Below are 15,436 nucleotides of genomic sequence, written 5' to 3' on the forward strand. Positions count from 1 at the left end.
TGTTTGTTGTATGGGGGCGATGGGCAAACTGCACTGTCAGCAGATTTCTAACAGCGTATTCCATCATTTTCCCTTTGGCTTCATCAACACTAGGCCCATTAGTAAAGAACCGGTATGCAGCGTTTGCACGCCTGTGTCACAGCACAACAAAGACTGTATTGCAAGCGTAAAAGTACTTAAGTCTTGATTTTGTGATTGTAATTTTAGTTTGAGATTTGGGCAATCTAGGGGCGAAATTCGGATCTATCATCACTCACCGGGCAAGCGCAGTCGTGAACAGACTCAAGTCTTTAATTTCTAGAAAATCGCCAGGGATTGGCATTGAGCTAACCTCGGAGCGCATTAATATTGCTCGCCTGAAAAAACAGGGGCAAAAACTCAAGCTGGAAACTTTGATAACCGCTGAAATTCCTGAGGGCGTTTTTGAAGAAGGGCAGATTATTGATAGCAGCACGATGGCTGAGATTATTCAGTCGACGCTGGCTGAAAACAAGATTAAGGTCAGTCGGGCGGCAACGGCTGTGCCGGGTCGGGCAGTGGCCCGGGTAATTCCGGTGCCAGCAGAGCTAGATGATAACGAGCTACGGGAGATGGTGCTCAACCAGGAAGCCAGCCTGTATCTGCCGTTTCCGCGTGACGAGGCGGATGTGGACTACCAAAAGCTGGGCTTCTTTGTCGATGAAGACGGCATTGAAAAGGTGCAGGTGCTGCTGGTTGCCGTCAAAAAAGAGATTACTAATACCTACGCTGAGACCTTTGCTCAAGCGGGCATCACTCTGAGCGTGCTGGAGACTAGCAGCTTTGCGCTAATTCGTACCATTCGCGAACAGCTGCGGCAGTTTACCTCGCAAGAGGCGGTGGCGATTGTCGATATCCAGTACGAGAGTACTGAAATTTCGATTGTGGTCGATGGCATTCCGCACTTTTCGCGCACCGTGCCGCTGGGTACCCGTCAAATTCAGAGTGCCTTGAGCCGGGCGATGAACCTACCGCCCTCCCGGAGCGCTGATTTGCTAGAGGGCATGTCTGTTCCGGCGGGGCCGCTGACTGGCAGTGCTAAATCGGGGATGAATCCTGGGGCGGCGGCAATGCTGCGGGTATTGAGTGAACTCTCTGATGAGCTGCGGCGGTCAATTGATTTTTATCTCAATCAGGGAGAAGACATGGAAGTGGTGCAGCTATTTCTGGCTGGGCCGGGCAGCATGATTGGCAACCTGGATGAGTTTTTTGCTCAGCGCTTGGGACTGGTGGCTGTGGTGATTGATCCTTTGGAGTCCCTAGCGATTGAGCTAGAGGAAGAGATGACACCCGCGCAGCGGTCAGGACTAGCCACGGTGCTCGGTTTAGGCCTGAGAGAAATTTAGAGGAGGTTGCCATGTACGGGATTGACATTAACTTTTTAAATGATCGGGCTGAGCGCTCAGCAGATGCGCTTGTCGCCGTTAACCGACCGGCGGTGAGCACGGCCGGGAAAATGCCTTTACTGATTGGGCTGGCCTGTGCGATCGCTGCCATTGCCGGTGTCGGCGGCTACTGGATAATTTTGCAAGGTCAGCAAAAAAATCTGATGGCTCAGCAAGCTCAGCTCGATGCCCAGCTCAGCGAACTGCAGCAAAAGCTAGCTCAAGTAGACACTGTACGACAGCAGACCGACGCGATTGAAACTGAAATTCAGGCCCTAGCCGGGGTCTTTGAGCGCATTAGGCCCTGGTCTGCCATCGTCCGTGACGTTCAGGGCCGGATTCCTAGCCGCGCCCAAATCTCTAGCCTGACTCAGACGGCGGCAGTTGAAGCGACTGCAGAGGTTGCCAGCGAAGCGACTGGAGCGGTGGCTAGCGGCAGTGAGTCGGCTGCTGGTGGCGTCGAGATTGCGGGCAACGCCTGCTCATTTAACGATGTCAATGACTTTTTGCTGACGCTGCAAAACTCACCTTTTTTAGAGTCTAGCTCTGTAAAAATTACCGATGCCACCCTTAGCGACCCCGTGCCCGGTCGCTGCCCTGGCGAGGCCGACAATGGCAAGCCGCTGTCGCTAGTGAGCTACACGCTGACTGGCGACATTAAGAGCATCCCGGCCACGGTGCTGCTCTATGAACTAAACCGCCAGCAAGAATCGACCGGACTGGCTGCGCGGATTCGTGCCCTTCAATCAACAGGAGCAATTGAGTAATGACTGCCTTTGGAGATTTTGTTCCCCCTAATGATGCCGATCTGATTGATGAACCGATTAACCCGGTGGTGTTTGGGATTGAGCTGTCGCCTCAGATTCTAGGTGTGCTGATTGCGCTGGTAGGGCTAGGCGGTGCGATCTATCTATTTGTCAAAGTGGTGCAGCCGGTCGCCGCCACAAACGCTACGCTGCGCGCCGATATCGCTACCAAAGAAGGTCAGCTAGTCTCTCAGTCTCAAGAGCTAGAAAATATTGCACAACTTGAGGCAGCGCTCGCCGCCGCGATGGATCGCCGCCGCCAGGTCTATTCGCTCTTTGCCAGTGAAGCGACGATGGACACGCTGCTGCTAGACATTAACCAGCGGATCGAAAGCAGCAATGCCTCTCTCAACGGGGTGCGCAATCAGGTGCGATCGCGAGGGATTCCGGCCCTCTTAGTAGAAGCCAAGTTAGAAACCTTTAAGCCAGGCGAGCAAGCTGTGATTACAGACGGTTCTCTCGGCGAAGCCGTCAACAACAAGCTCAAACGTGAAACTTACTCCGTGAGCTTTTCGGGTGACTACGCTCAGACCCAATCGATCTTGCGCAATCTGGAGCGTTTGGAGCCACTGCTGCTCATCCGTAACTTTAAAGTTACCAGCGGTGATCCGGTAGCCGAAACGGTGATTGGCGCTGGGGGGCAGGTGGTGGTGCAGCCTAAAGTGCCGCTAACGACCTCTTTTGAAGTCGATGCGCTGCTGCCGACTGCTGACGCCGATGTGCCCCCAGAGATTGCACCACCTGAGCCGGTTGAGCCGATTGATCCGGCGGCGACGGGCGAACCTGTCCCCCCGCCGGAAGGCGGCTAACAGCCTAACTTTTATCTGATTTGTCTGCGCTGCATTTTCGATCTGCTGCTGATTTATCGCTACCGATCCACCGCTACTGACCCACCGCTACTGACCCAAGGAGTGACCCGTGAAACGCCGTCTTAATTTTAAAAGTTTAATAGCTGGGAGTGCCGTTGCTGTACTGGCTGGCCCTTTGGCTGCTGTGCCTGCTAGTGCGGCGACTACCATCGAGGGCATTAGCCTACGCAAAACTCAGGCTGGCCTGGCGCTCACGCTAGAGACGACCGGGGATACGCCTCAGGTGATCACGGCTCGCTCTGGTAAAGTCTTGCAGGCTGATGTGGCCCACGCTCAGCTACAGCTACCTCAAGGCAAAAGCTTTACGCAAAAAAATCCGGCTCCTGGAATTGCCTCGGTGGAGTTAGTGGCTATTTCCCCCAACCATGTGCGGCTCACGGTCAATGGCTCAGAGCAAGCGCCCATCAGCGATATCAAAAAAACGGGCGATGAAAGTGTTTTGATCAACCTGGATGCGCGTCCGGGAGCAAAGGCCGTCCCTTCTGATCTGCCCGAGACGATCCGCTTGAGGCCAGAGGCAGTGGGTGCTGGTGACGCGGCTGCCCAAGCACCTGCCCGAACACCTGTGAGACTGGCTCAAGCTGGGCAAAGTGAAGAGATTCCAGACATTTTGGTCCCTAGCCCAAGCGTGGTGATTGATGGAGTCCCCGTCACGTCGCCTACGCTGAATGCTCCTCCCTTTCTGCCTAGAGCGATCGCGCCACCGGTCGGCGATATCTCTGTTTCTGACATCGATTCCAGCCTGGATACTGTCGATCTGGGTACGGCTGAGCGAGTTCCCCGGCTGGTCTTACGAGATGCGTCCGCTCGTGAAGTTCTATCTCTGTTAGCGCGGGCGGCGGGTCTGAACCTGGCCTTTACCAATGCTGATAATGGCGAGGCTACTGGCGAAGATGTCAAAGTCTCTATCGATATTGAAAACGAGCCGGTACAAAACGTTTTCAACTACGTGCTACAGATTTCTGGGCTGGAGGCCAACCGGGTGGGCCGGACGATTTTTGTCGGCCCTCGCCTGCCGAATAGCGCTCGCAATGTCTTAGTTCGCAGCGTGCGGCTCAATCAGGTAGATGTGGCTAGCGCCCTCAACTTCTTGGTGGCGATGGGCGCTGAGACGGCGGTTTCTAGAGAGCGCCTGGTAACTAGCGTCAACGCAGTGGCCGTTGGCGACGGTACCGATGTGAGCGAATCTCAAACGACCACTGAATCGAGGGTTGAAAACCAGCGAGCTGATTTTGAAGATTCTAACCCGCTGCTGAGAGGACTGCAGGTAATTGGCGACGAGCGCACTAACGCGCTGACGCTGATTGGCACCCCTCGTCAGATTGAGATTGCCACCTCTCAGCTGATTCAGCTCGATTTGCGTCGTCGTCAGGTTGCTGTGAACTTGCGAGTGATTGATGTCAATCTGAATGCGATTGATGCTTTTGGCACAAGTTTTTCCTTTGGGACAGGCGATACCAGTCTGATTCAAACGGGAGGTCTTGGCCTGGTTAACTTTGGCGGCAGTCCAGCTTCGACTGGGCTAGTCCCTACTCAGGTCGGTCGAGGCCTTGCGACTGTCTTCGGTTCTGTCCCTTTTAATGTCGCTTCTCAGTTTTTAGCGCAGTTGCAAGCGGTGATTACCAACGGTCAGGCTAAGATCGTAACTGACCCCACGCTGGTGGTTCAAGAAGGGCAGACCGCCGCTGTGCAGCTCACTCAAGAGGTTGTCACCAATATCACCATTGAGCGAGAAACTACCGAGACGGGTACTTTGCTGACAACCTCTTTCGAAAAAGAAGATGCCGGACTGAACCTGCAGGTGCAGATTGATCGAATCGACGACAATGGCTTTGTCAATTTGGCGGTTGCCCCTAGCATTTCAGCGCCTACTGACACCTTCCAGGTCGGCGATGCGGGAACTGCCATTCTCCTAGCCAAGCGTCAGCTTACCTCTGGTCAGATTCGCGTCAGAGACGGACAGACGCTGGTGCTCTCTGGAATCATTCAAGAATCAGATAGAACGACGACTTCTAAAGTGCCAATCTTGGGCGATATCCCGATACTCGGGGCGCTGTTTAGAAGCACGAACCGCACCAATGAACGGCGAGAGCTGATCGTCTTGCTGACTCCGCAGATTATCGATGACTCTGATTCGAGCGTTTATGGCTATAGCTATACGCCCGGTGAAGATGTCCAAGAGCTGCTAGAGGAGCGGCAAAATCGGTAAAGCTATGTGGTTTTCGATCCGCTACGGTGCTTGATCGGCTGACTATGAGGATTTTCTGGCTAGCCAGATGATTCCAGCAGGTACATAAAACGAAAGAAAACTAGCCGATGCTTCCAAATTCGCCAGGAAGCATCGGTTTTTTGTCAAGACAGAATCTTTAATTCTTTTCTAGAAAACTATGAACTTTATTAAAAATCCCTGCAATCCATATAAATTCAAGGTTTTATCTGTTCAGATTGACCGGGTACCCCTTAGAATGGGGCAGTAAAAATCATGAGGTTTCGGGGGTTTCAGCGATTGCTGATTTACTCTCCTCATCCAAACTTTAAATCTTGCCATCGGGCAATGTGTAGTCCACTTAGATCAAAGTAATCCAATCATCCGCCAAGGAGATCAGCATGAATAAAGGTGAACTCGTCGATACAGTTGCAGAAAAGTCTTCAGTGACAAAGAAGCAGGCTGATGCAGTCATTTCAGCGGCTGTAGAGTCCATTATGGAAGCCGTGTCTAAAGGTGAAAAGGTAACGCTAGTGGGCTTTGGGTCGTTTGAGCCGCGTGCCCGTAAAGAGCGCGAAGGCCGTAACCCCAAAACTGGCGACACCATGGTCATTCCCGCGACTACGGTGCCTGCTTTTTCTGCCGGTAAGCAGTTTAAGGAAATGGTGGCAGGTAAGAAGTAGAGTTTCTGTCTATACCTGATCGTTCTATGTCTAGACCAGTTCACGGGGGTAATTTGGCTTGGGCCGCTCGGCTCGCCCGCTGCGCTCCTGCTGAACTGCTAGATTTTTCCGCTAGTATTAGTCCGCTCGGGCCGCCTTGCTCTGTCAGTGAGGCGATCCGGGCGGCTTTTTCGTCTGTGGTGGCTTACCCTGATCCGGACTATGGTGAGCTGAGAGAAGCGATCGCCCATCACCACCAGCTCTCGCCAGACTGGGTATTGCCTGGCAACGGCGCGGCTGAACTGCTCACCTGGGCAGCCCGTGACTTAGCTGAGCTGCCGGGCGGCTGCCTGCGACTAACGCCAACTTTTAGTGACTATGATCGGGCGCTGCGAGCGTTTGGCTGTGAGCCGATTGACTTGCCCTTATTGGATTCCCTAGATCCGCAGCAGGGCTGGAATTTTGACAGTTGGGAAAAGTCGCTGCTACAAACCGATCTCAACCGATATGGGCTGCTGCTGAATAATCCTCACAATCCGACCGGCGCACTCTTTGCGAAATCAAGACTGCGGCCTTTGCTGCCTAAGTTTGGTCTGGTCGTTGTCGATGAAGCGTTTATGGATTTTTTGCCGCCAGCGCGATCGCAGAGTGTGATTGACTGGGTGAGCGAACTGCCTAATCTGGTGGTGATTCGCTCGCTGACCAAGTTTTACAGTATGCCGGGGGTGCGGTTGGGGTATGTGATCGCCCGTCCTGAAACCCTTCAGCGCTGGCAAACCTGGCGTGACCCCTGGGCGGTCAACGTGCTGGCAGCAGCGGCGGGCGTAGCGGCTATCCAAGACACCGATTTTCAGCAGCGCACCTGGGACTGGCTGACGGCGGCCAATACTCAGCTCTATGAAGGGCTCACTCAACTGCCGGGGCTGAGTCCGCTGCCGGGCTGTGTGAATTTTTTGCTGGTTGCCTGTGAGGGGTCGGCGACGGCGCTACAAACTGAGCTGCTTCAACGTCATCAGATTTATATTCGTGACTGTATGAGTTTTGCGGAGCTGGGCGATCGCTATTTCCGCATCGCCGTTAAAACCACAGATGACAACCAGCGACTGCTTGATGCGCTAGCCAATGTGCTGCCCGATTTGGAAGTCGCCCATGCCTACTGACTACGATTTGGTCATTTTAGGCGGCACGGCTGAAGGCCGAACAGCGGCGCTGACGGCGGCAGGCTATGGCGCTCGGGTCGCGCTAGTAGAGCCCTCCGACCTGTTTGCTCAAAGGCAGCAAGAACGCTTTTTGCTCCAGGGTTTGCAGCAGCTAGGAGAAAGCTCACAGCGACAGGCTGTTAGCGCGTATTTTGGTCAGTCTGGTGGCCCTGCCGCTGACCTGACCTGGGAGGCGCTGTGGGAATGGAGTGCGATCGCAGCTCAAACTCAGTCGGCAGCGCGATCGCCAGCCGTTATGAGTGCTAGCGGTGTAGATGTAGTTTTGGAGAAGTACCAGCGGCTGTCGCGGCGGCTAGTGGTAACAACGGCCCACAGGCGACTGAGCACGCGGGCTATTTTGATCGCTGCTGGAACGATGCCCGTGGCGCTGGAGGCTCTGTTTAGGCTGCGTGCGCTGCCTGAAACCGTGAAAATTGTCGGGGGCTCTCCTCAAGCGATTTTATGGGCGGAGGCTTTTTGTCGGTTGGGTACTCGGGTGACGCTGGTCGCTGAGCAGTTTATGCCGGGTATGGATAGCGATATTCGGCGGTTAGTGCGATCGCAGCTCATTGCATCGGGTGTGGTGCTTTCTCAACTTGATCGCCATCAGACACCTCCTGACTGCACGCTAGTTCTAGAGCCCGCCCCAGCAGCAATTGTGTTGCCGAGTTTTGTTTATGGTCGGCCTAGAGTGCGCTCCTTAAAGGTCAACCGCCAATTGCAGACGGCTCACCCTCGCGTGTTTGCCTGTGGCCCCATTTTGGGCGGCGTGATGGATGCGGCGATCGCGGAGTATGAGGCAAAAGTAGCGGTGCGCAATGCGCTATTTGTGCCCAACTGCCGGGTTGACTATGGGGCGATCGCTCAAGGGCATCACCGATTTGCCAGCGCCGGTCTTACCCAGTCCCAAGCAGAGCAGCGCTACGGCGGCGCGACTCAAATATGGACGGCCAGCAGCGCCAACAGTGCCGATTTGAGTCAGCTTGATCCTCGTCCTCTCTATTGCAAGCTAGTCTGCGACAACCAACGGCTGTTAGGCATTCATCTTCTCGGTTCTGGGGCCAATGAGCTAATCTATCCGCTAGCCTCCCTGATCGGCGAATCTGTCAGCGCGTTAACCGATGCCAACCGCTTTCCTTTCTCTCCTCAAACCGCTCAAAATCTGGCAGGTCTGGTTCGCTCAGCGGCTAGCCAGTCACAACAATCTCGCTGGCAGATTGGGCACTGGCGGAGAGACTGGGCCGAGAACTGGTTTAACTGGCGGCGTAGTCGTTAGCCTGCCCTCTGATTTGATACCAGATCACAACGTCGGAGAACTGGGCTTTGCCTCTTCTTTGTGAGAGCATAACCTAGCGTAGTCAGCTTTTCTGTATTTATGCCAGCAAACGATTCTGAGCTAAAAGCTCAGGCACAGAAGATTTTAGACGAAATTGCTTTTACGCCTTTTGAAGTCGGTCTGCCGCTTGATCGCAAGTTTGGAAATGTTCCTATGCGTCCTGGTATCTATGCCATTAGGCACAGAACTGATGGATTGCTTTACATCGGAAAAACTAAGAATCTGCGAAGCCGTTTCAGCGGTGGGCACAAAGCTTTTCTATGGGCGTGGTTAGACAAATACCATGACAGCGACATTCGGATCGCATTGCAGCCTCTTCCTTACTGGCAAAGTCCCGCGCTATTATTGGAGCTAGAAGCCATTATCTTAAGAGCAACTGAGCCTCCTTACAACGTTCAAATTCCACCTGAAAGGTAAATGCTATGCAAACTAAGCTTCAGGAGCAGTTGGCTCCCGCTGATGCCGAAGTTATTTTGAACTGTTTGCCAAAAAGAATTCGAGAGGCTTTGATTGCTCGTGCTATTGAAATTGAGTATCCTGTTGAAGCTGTGGTCGAAATGGCGATCGCTAGCTTTTTAGATACAGAAGCGCTGGGCTTTGCTGACTGCAAACCAGGACGTGGACAGTCTACAACGTAGAAAAGTTCTCCGCTAAGTTTTATGAGTGACTTACAGATCGAAGCGAGCGTTCGCTACCTCTCATTGAGCAAAAGCAAGGTGGCCTCAACGCCAAGCAGCAAATTGTCGAGGCTTAGCAGCAAATGTTTGAGCGATCGCAATAAACCATCAAGTCTTAGCAGCAGATGTTTGAGCGATCGCAATAAACCATCAAGGCTTAGCAGCAAATCATTGAGCGATCGCAATAAACTATCAAGTCTTAGCAGCAACTGTTTGAGCGATCGCCCCAACCCATCAAAGCCAAGCAACAAACACCCGTGTCATAGCAGCAAATGTTTGAGCGATCGCCCTACTACGCTAAGCCTTAACGCTGTATTAGGTATTGCTCTGATTAAGAGACCTATACTGCTCAATCAAATTCTTGAGCTGATCGAGATTCACAGGCTTAGTAAAGTGCTCATCAAACCCGGCGGCGCTGGCTTTGACTTTATCTTCTGGCTGGCCGTAGCCGCTATTGGCAATCAAATAAACAGCGTCCAGTGCCGGATCTGAGCGAATGGCGCGGGCGAGGGCATAGCCATCCATCGCAGCGGTCAGGCCAATGTCGCTGATGATGACATCTGGCTGAAGCTGCCTGGCCAATGATAGTCCTTGCTCACCATTGTTTGCTATATCTATCTGGTAGCCCAAATCTTCTAGAAAAAGCTGTAGAAGAAAGGCCGAATCTTCGTTGTCTTCAACGATTAAGATATGTTGGGACCCGCTTGCTGCCACAGATGAAGCGCAAACAGCATCTGACGGAGGAGGCAAAACCTCGGTGGCTCCTATCAACTGGGGTAGCCTGATCATGACAGCAGTGCCTTGCCCTATCCCTGCACTCTCTGCCCAAATTTGCCCCTCATGAAACTCGATAATGCCCTTCGCTAAGGGTAATCCTAAGCCCAATCCACCGCTGCGAGCCAAACTGCGATCTTCCTGGCTAAACGCTGTGAAAATGCGAGTGAGCGCTTCTACTTCCATGCCAATGCCCGTATCAGTAGTTCGGGTGGTGATATGCTCTGACTCCACTTGGGTAGAGATCTCAATATGTCCATCGAGATCCGAGAACTTGATCGCATTTTGTAAGACATTGGTGAAAGCCTGCATCAGGCGAGCCGTGTCTCCATTGACCCAAATAACGGCCTCAGGCAGCACAGCATTGAGCGTAAGCCTTTTCTCTGATACAGCGCTCTCAGCATCTGTAACTAGATCTCGGAGCAGCTGCGTCAGATCCATTTGCTGCCGGTGTAGCTGAATCTTTTGGTAGGCAACTCGCGAAACATCAAGCAAGTCATCTACCAGGCGAGTGAGCTGGGTGAGCTGGCGACTGGCGACGGCATGAAGCTGCCCGGCGCGCTGGTGAAGCTGCTCATGCGATTCATCGCGAGAGGCTGTCTCTGTAAAATCTGCTTCTTCCAGGGTTTGCATCAGCGTAATGCTGTTGCTAATCGCGTTGAGCGGGTTGCGCAGTTCATGCCCTAAGGCCGCCAAGAAGTCGTCCTTACGGCGGTCAGCGGCTTTTAGCTCCGCTTCATTTTGCTTGCGCTCAGTAATGTCTTCAATTGCCAGCAAAATCATGTCGGCGTTGTCTTCTCGTTGCAGCCTGCAAGCATTTAGCAGCAGTGTTTTTTGCCCAATTTGCTCGAAATTATGCTCCACATCCAGATCCTGAATCGGACGATGATTGATCAGCATTTCTTCGAGAGCTAATCGCAGTGCGGGAACATTCCACTGCCCGTTGCCGAGTTCAAACAAAGAGACCTGCTCGGTGGCTGAAGCGGACACCTGAAACGTTTTGTAGAAGGCTCGATTGGCGGTGTTGACTTGCAAATCGGCATCGAGCGCCACCAGCGGGATTTGCACGGTTTCGACGATCGCTTCGGCATAGTTGCGGGCAGCTTCTAAGGTAGCAGAATGGCGTTTGAGCGCGTCAATGTCCATAAATACCAGCGTCACGCCGTCGATTTGGTTTTCCGTGGTGCGATAGGGACGAATGCGGAGGCTGTACCAATGACCCTCTTGGGTTTGAAGCTCCTGTTCTTGGGTGTTGAGGGTTTCCAGCACCTCTAAAATCATCGGTTCTAGCTGGGAAACATCGAAGTTGGCGTGGAGGTCGCTAAACGGTCGCCCGACATCGGTCGGAATAAAATTGAATAGGCGCTGGGCGGTGGGGGTAAAGCGGCGAATCCTTAAGTCGTTGGTCAGCATGACAATCGGCACACTGATGCTGGCAACAAAGTTGTTCAGGTCGCTGTTGTCACGGTTTTGTTGCAGGTTGCGGCTGCGAAGTTCGTCGTTGGTAGTCGAGAGTTCTTCATTGGTGGCTTGAATCTCTTCCTTTGCCGTTTGCAGTTCTTCGTTGGTGCTTTGCAGTTCCTCGTTGCTAGATAGGATTTCTTCGTTGGCCACCCGCAGGCTTTGGTTCAGTTGGTTTTGCTCCTGAATCACCGCTTGCAGGTGAGCTTGCGCCGAGAGTTCTCGTTGGGTTGCGGCGGCCAGTGATTCCCGCAACTGCATATTTTCCCGCTCTAGATCGGCTGGCTCTTGGCTGGAGATCGAGGCAGGGCTGAGGGCAGGGGCGGTGGGTGAAACGGTTTCCAACACGACCAGAAAATAGAGCGCGTCCGTCGTGGTTGGACGAAACGGCATCACTTCTAGATTGAGCCAGTGCGGTTGCTCCCCCGCTTCTAGCTGAATCTGTTCTTGGCGCACGACCGCGTTTTCGGTCTGGGCCTGATACAGGGCAGTGCGAAGGACAATCGCTAAGCTTTCCCGTGCCATCAGCAGCAGGTTTAGCTCGGTGGTTCCCGGTATCAATTCCATATAGGGGTTGAGATCGCCGCGCATTTGCAAAATCTGCATCTGGTCATCCACCACGACGGATAGCGGCGCGTAGCGGTTTGAGATCAGTTGGCTCACTTCTTGCGCTAGATCAACCGGACTGACGAAGCTTTCAGAGATGCGTTGCGGACTGTTAGCGCTGGAGGCAGGTTGAGTCGTCGTAAACGAAAATAAGGGACGAGTCGAGGTCAATTTGCGGGCATAGAGCTTGCAGGATTCATCCACAGTCGCAAACAAATCTGAGGCGTTTTTGACGGTTTCAGACGTGCCCAGCAGCAGCAAGCCGGTTAAGTTGAGACTGTAATGAAACAGCGACATCAGGCGTTTTTGCAGCGGGTCTGACAAATAAATCAGCACGTTGCGACAGCTAATTAGATCGAGATTGGAGAAGGGGGGGTCGCCTACTAAGTTATGACGGGCAAACACACACAGTCCGCGGATAGCGCTGCTAATTTGATACCCACCGCTAGGTAAGGACACAAAGAAGCGGCGTTGACGCTCCGGTGAAACCCCTTTCATCTCGCTGTCTAAATAGAAGCCGGATCTGGCTTTGCTAATGGCCGTTTCGCTGATGTCGGTGGCAAAAATCTGAATCGGCGGCACGGTCGCCTGATCGTCGAAAAACTCTAGCAGGCAAACGGCGATCGAATATACTTCTTGCCCAGTGGAGCAGCCTGCCACCCAGATCCGCAGCGGCGCATCGAGCGATTTGTTTTCGCTAATCTTGGGGAAAATCTGCACCTTCAATTGTTCAAAGACTTGGGGATCGCGGAAGAAACTGGTGACGTGGATCAGAATTTCTTCATACAATGCCTGCACTTCTTCCGGATGCGCTTGCAGATATTCAGCGTACTCTTCCAGGCTTTCGAGTTGATACAACACCATCCGGCGCTGCATCCGGCGATTTAAAGTGTTCGGTTTGTAGCGCGTGAAATCAACCCCGGTTGTTGTCCGCAAGAGCGCAAAGATTTTCGCCAACGCATCACCCGGCGGGGGCGGCACCTCCTTCACCGCTTGGATTAGATCTGCGGCAAACAACAAGGGGCTGCGGCTCAGTTTGGTTAGTTCTGCGGCGATTTGTTCCGGCGGCAGCACAAAATCCACGTTGCCCGTCGCCACTGCCGTATTTGGCATACTGTCGAACTTGGCTGTACTTTCGCACTGAGCAAAGGTGACGCCGCCAGCCACCTTGACCGCTTTCAACCCATGGGAACCATCGCCATCGGTGCCGGATAACACGACGGCGATCGCTTTAGTGCCGCGATCAAGCGCTAACGACTCAAAAAACGCATCTCCCGGATGATGTTTCCCATTAGTTTTCTGTCGCGGAACTAGATGTAGCAGTCCGTCCTCCAGCGTCATCTGGGTGCCGGGCGGAATCACGTAGATTTCGTTTGGCTCGACTGTCATCCGGTCTGTCACCTGCTGCACAGGCATGGTGGTAGCTCTGCCCAAAATTTCAGACAGCAAGCTTTCGTGGTCAGGCGATAAATGCTGAATCAGCACGAACGCCATGCCCGTATCGGTGGGCAGGTGACAGATCAGTTCCGTAAATGCCTCTAATCCTCCGGCGGAAGCGGCAATACCCACTACTGGAAAGGGAGCATCGGTTTTGAAGGATTGCTCCGAGTCCATGGTTTTAATCGCAACCGCTTGTGAGTCACTCGCAACGAGCGCGCCAGATGAATTGTCTTCGGAGGGGGACATCATGATTTAAGGGTGGCGATCAGCTCGGCAGGGTGAATTCAACGGTCTTTTGTAAAGTCTGGCTAGCCGTTGAGTTCACTACGACGCAGCCGACGCCAATACTTTTTTGTCAGTCAGCCAGGTGGAAACCGCTTGTTTCCTACCTTACTACTTTTTTTGCGAGGAGACTCGTGAGGGAAAAATCGATAAAGCAGCCATTACGCACAGCTTTCTACCAGCAGCTTTCTACCAGCAGCTTGCGAATCACCTGCGCATGGGACTTTGATATCTGCGATCGCTCTTCACACACCTGCGCCGACTGGCAGCGATCGCGCCCCTCTGCGTTTCTGGCCATCACCAGCGCCACATTAGCGCGCTCTTCCATCGCTCTCATTACACTAAGCGCTTTTTGCCCAATGCCCTTTAAACGCGAGCAATGGTGACGGCTTCAGGCTGGTCTTGATACTTACCGCGCCGGGCTTCGTAGCTGACCTGGCAGGGCTCGCCTTCTAAAAACAACAGTTGCACGACGCCTTCGTTGGCATAGATCCGGCAGTCAGCGCTAGAAGAATTAGAAAACTCCAGCGTCAAGTAGCCGCGCCACCCAGCCTCAGCGGGCGTCAGATTAGCGATGATGCCACAGCGAGCGTAGGTGCTCTTACCAATGCAGACAGTGGTGATATTGTCGGGCATTTGCAGCCGCTCCAAAGCCACGCCGAGCCCGTAAGAATGCGCGGGCAAAATAAAATAGCTGCCGTTCTCATCTTGCTTGAGCTTAGTCGGCTCCAGATTTTCAGGATTGAAGTTCTTAGGATCGATCACCGTGCCGGGCACATGGCGAAAGATGCGAAACTCATTTGGCGATAGGCGAATATCGTAGCCGTAGGAGGAGAGGCCATAGCTAATCACCGGCGTCTCGTGAGGCTGAGATGAAAGCTGCGCCCGGCGAATCAGCGACGGCTCAAAAGGCGCAATTAGGCCCTGGCCAGCCGCTGTTTTAATCCACGCATCGTTTTTGATCATTTGAATGTCTCCTACTACTTAAAAGCTGTGTGTATACGCTGACGAGGCTAAGCTAAACCACAGTCCTAAACCACATAGTTTCGCCGAAATTCTGTAATCTGATCGGCGACTACCAGCAGCGAATCGGGCATCTGCGGCCCGGTCAAAATCACTTCTACATGAGCGGGGCGATGCTTGAGCAGATTTAATACTTCGTTTTCTTTAATCAGGCCAAAGTCAATCGCCAGGCTCAGCTCATCGAGCACGATCAGCCCGTATTTACCTTCGTTGACGACAGCTTGAGTGTGCTGCCACAGGGCCAGTAGCGCGGTCTGAGCCTCGGCAGTCACTTCAGGCCCGCTAATGCACTCACAGCATCCACATCTGATCCAGTCGAGGTTTTGACCCATCTGCGCCGGATGCTCCGGGCCCTGACCAATGCCCCCCTTTAAGAACTGAACCACTAAGACAGGCACACCCTGTTCGGCCACGCGCATCGCCTGCACCATCACATTGGTAAAAAAGGTGCGGTGCTGCGAGATAAAGACCTGCACCGTACCTTCGATGGCGTGAAGCATGGGATGGCGACGGACAGGGGGGAAGGGGTCGCCGGGCAATGCTCTAAGCTGGGGAACCATAGGGCCGTAAGACGGATGACCAACCAAATATAGCGTATTAGGGCGATGATCTAGCGACGATTACGCTACATGTTGCAAATTAGCCCTGTGGTATGGCAAAGGACGAATTACGAGGTACATGCCCTACTGAAC

General features: G+C 53.3%; 14 protein-coding genes. 9 read left to right on the forward strand and 5 right to left on the reverse strand.

Going from position 1 to position 15,436, the window contains the following annotated elements:
* Window positions 1–272 precede the first annotated feature (272 nt).
* The 9 genes from pilM to CKL79_RS09225 all read left to right on the forward strand — a co-directional run bounded on the left by pilM (window position 273) and on the right by CKL79_RS09225 (window position 9,119).
* Window positions 273–1,364 (forward strand): type IV pilus assembly protein PilM, encoded by a 1,092-nt coding sequence (gene pilM / locus CKL79_RS09185; RefSeq protein ID WP_121969358.1) that lies wholly within the window; start codon window positions 273–275, stop codon window positions 1,362–1,364.
* Between the two features lie 11 nt (window positions 1,365–1,375).
* Window positions 1,376–2,170, forward strand: a complete 795-nt coding sequence (locus tag CKL79_RS09190; RefSeq protein WP_121969287.1) for a PilN domain-containing protein — start codon at window positions 1,376–1,378, stop codon at window positions 2,168–2,170.
* Complete coding sequence (locus tag CKL79_RS09195) at window positions 2,170–3,018, forward strand: hypothetical protein (RefSeq protein ID WP_121969288.1); 849 nt, start codon at window positions 2,170–2,172, stop codon at window positions 3,016–3,018. The genes CKL79_RS09190 and CKL79_RS09195 overlap by 1 nt, the downstream gene beginning before the upstream one ends.
* A gap of 109 nt (window positions 3,019–3,127) precedes the next feature.
* Window positions 3,128–5,287: an AMIN domain-containing protein gene (locus tag CKL79_RS09200; protein ID WP_240518763.1), complete on the forward strand. Its 2,160-nt coding sequence runs from the start codon at window positions 3,128–3,130 to the stop codon at window positions 5,285–5,287.
* Between the two features lie 398 nt (window positions 5,288–5,685).
* On the forward strand, window positions 5,686–5,967 hold the full coding sequence (locus CKL79_RS09205; RefSeq protein ID WP_121969289.1) for an HU family DNA-binding protein: 282 nt from the start codon (window positions 5,686–5,688) through the stop codon (window positions 5,965–5,967).
* Between the two features lie 26 nt (window positions 5,968–5,993).
* Window positions 5,994–7,106, forward strand: a complete 1,113-nt coding sequence (gene cobD, locus CKL79_RS09210; protein ID WP_121969290.1) for a threonine-phosphate decarboxylase CobD — start codon at window positions 5,994–5,996, stop codon at window positions 7,104–7,106.
* Window positions 7,096–8,421 (forward strand): FAD-dependent oxidoreductase, encoded by a 1,326-nt coding sequence (locus tag CKL79_RS09215; RefSeq protein WP_170944014.1) that lies wholly within the window; start codon window positions 7,096–7,098, stop codon window positions 8,419–8,421. The genes cobD and CKL79_RS09215 overlap by 11 nt, the downstream gene beginning before the upstream one ends.
* Before the next feature lie 99 nt (window positions 8,422–8,520).
* Window positions 8,521–8,898: a GIY-YIG nuclease family protein gene (locus tag CKL79_RS09220; RefSeq protein WP_121969292.1), complete on the forward strand. Its 378-nt coding sequence runs from the start codon at window positions 8,521–8,523 to the stop codon at window positions 8,896–8,898.
* Window positions 8,899–8,903: 5 nt separating this feature from the next.
* Window positions 8,904–9,119, forward strand: a complete 216-nt coding sequence (locus tag CKL79_RS09225; RefSeq protein ID WP_121969293.1) for a hypothetical protein — start codon at window positions 8,904–8,906, stop codon at window positions 9,117–9,119.
* Window positions 9,120–9,172: 53 nt separating this feature from the next.
* Here CKL79_RS09225 and CKL79_RS09230 read toward each other — a convergent pair whose 3' ends face one another.
* The 5 genes from CKL79_RS09230 to CKL79_RS09245 form a co-directional block, all read right to left on the reverse strand.
* Entirely contained in the window at window positions 9,173–9,409 is a 237-nt protein-coding gene (locus tag CKL79_RS09230; protein WP_121969294.1) for a hypothetical protein, read from the reverse strand.
* Between the two features lie 64 nt (window positions 9,410–9,473).
* Window positions 9,474–13,688 (reverse strand): chemotaxis protein CheB, encoded by a 4,215-nt coding sequence (locus CKL79_RS09235; RefSeq protein ID WP_121969295.1) that lies wholly within the window; start codon window positions 13,686–13,688, stop codon window positions 9,474–9,476.
* A 208-nt stretch (window positions 13,689–13,896) separates the two neighbouring features.
* Window positions 13,897–14,049, reverse strand: coding sequence for a hypothetical protein (locus CKL79_RS23155; protein WP_170944016.1), 153 nt, complete (start codon window positions 14,047–14,049; stop codon window positions 13,897–13,899).
* Window positions 14,050–14,087: 38 nt separating this feature from the next.
* The gene (gene dcd, locus CKL79_RS09240) at window positions 14,088–14,687 is read right to left on the reverse strand and encodes a dCTP deaminase (protein WP_121969296.1); all 600 of its coding nucleotides are present in this window, start codon (window positions 14,685–14,687) and stop codon (window positions 14,088–14,090) included.
* 65 nt (window positions 14,688–14,752) lie between these two features.
* Window positions 14,753–15,304 carry a P-loop NTPase family protein gene (locus tag CKL79_RS09245; protein ID WP_121969297.1) on the reverse strand — a complete coding sequence of 184 codons (552 nt, stop codon included), beginning with the start codon at window positions 15,302–15,304 and terminating at the stop codon, window positions 14,753–14,755.
* Window positions 15,305–15,436: the final 132 nt, after the last annotated feature.

This window comes from Leptolyngbya sp. BC1307 (assembly GCF_002286735.1).
GTDB lineage: Bacteria > Cyanobacteriota > Cyanobacteriia > Phormidesmidales > Phormidesmidaceae > Phormidesmis.

Excerpts from the sequence above, each read along its gene's own strand:
- CKL79_RS09195 (WP_121969288.1), top strand. The coding sequence starts at position 2,170 with ATGACTGCCTTTGGAGATTTTGTTCCCCCTAATGATGCCGATCTGATT.
- CKL79_RS09220 (WP_121969292.1), top strand. The coding sequence starts at position 8,521 with ATGCCAGCAAACGATTCTGAGCTAAAAGCTCAGGCACAGAAGATTTTA.
- CKL79_RS09190 (WP_121969287.1), top strand. The coding sequence starts at position 1,376 with ATGTACGGGATTGACATTAACTTTTTAAATGATCGGGCTGAGCGCTCA.
- dcd (WP_121969296.1), bottom strand. The coding sequence starts at position 14,687 with ATGATCAAAAACGATGCGTGGATTAAAACAGCGGCTGGCCAGGGCCTA.
- CKL79_RS09245 (WP_121969297.1), bottom strand. The coding sequence starts at position 15,304 with ATGGTTCCCCAGCTTAGAGCATTGCCCGGCGACCCCTTCCCCCCTGTC.
- CKL79_RS09205 (WP_121969289.1), top strand. The coding sequence starts at position 5,686 with ATGAATAAAGGTGAACTCGTCGATACAGTTGCAGAAAAGTCTTCAGTG.
- CKL79_RS23155 (WP_170944016.1), bottom strand. The coding sequence starts at position 14,049 with ATGGAAGAGCGCGCTAATGTGGCGCTGGTGATGGCCAGAAACGCAGAG.
- CKL79_RS09215 (WP_170944014.1), top strand. The coding sequence starts at position 7,096 with ATGCCTACTGACTACGATTTGGTCATTTTAGGCGGCACGGCTGAAGGC.
- CKL79_RS09225 (WP_121969293.1), top strand. The coding sequence starts at position 8,904 with ATGCAAACTAAGCTTCAGGAGCAGTTGGCTCCCGCTGATGCCGAAGTT.
- CKL79_RS09235 (WP_121969295.1), bottom strand. The coding sequence starts at position 13,688 with ATGATGTCCCCCTCCGAAGACAATTCATCTGGCGCGCTCGTTGCGAGT.
- cobD (WP_121969290.1), top strand. The coding sequence starts at position 5,994 with ATGTCTAGACCAGTTCACGGGGGTAATTTGGCTTGGGCCGCTCGGCTC.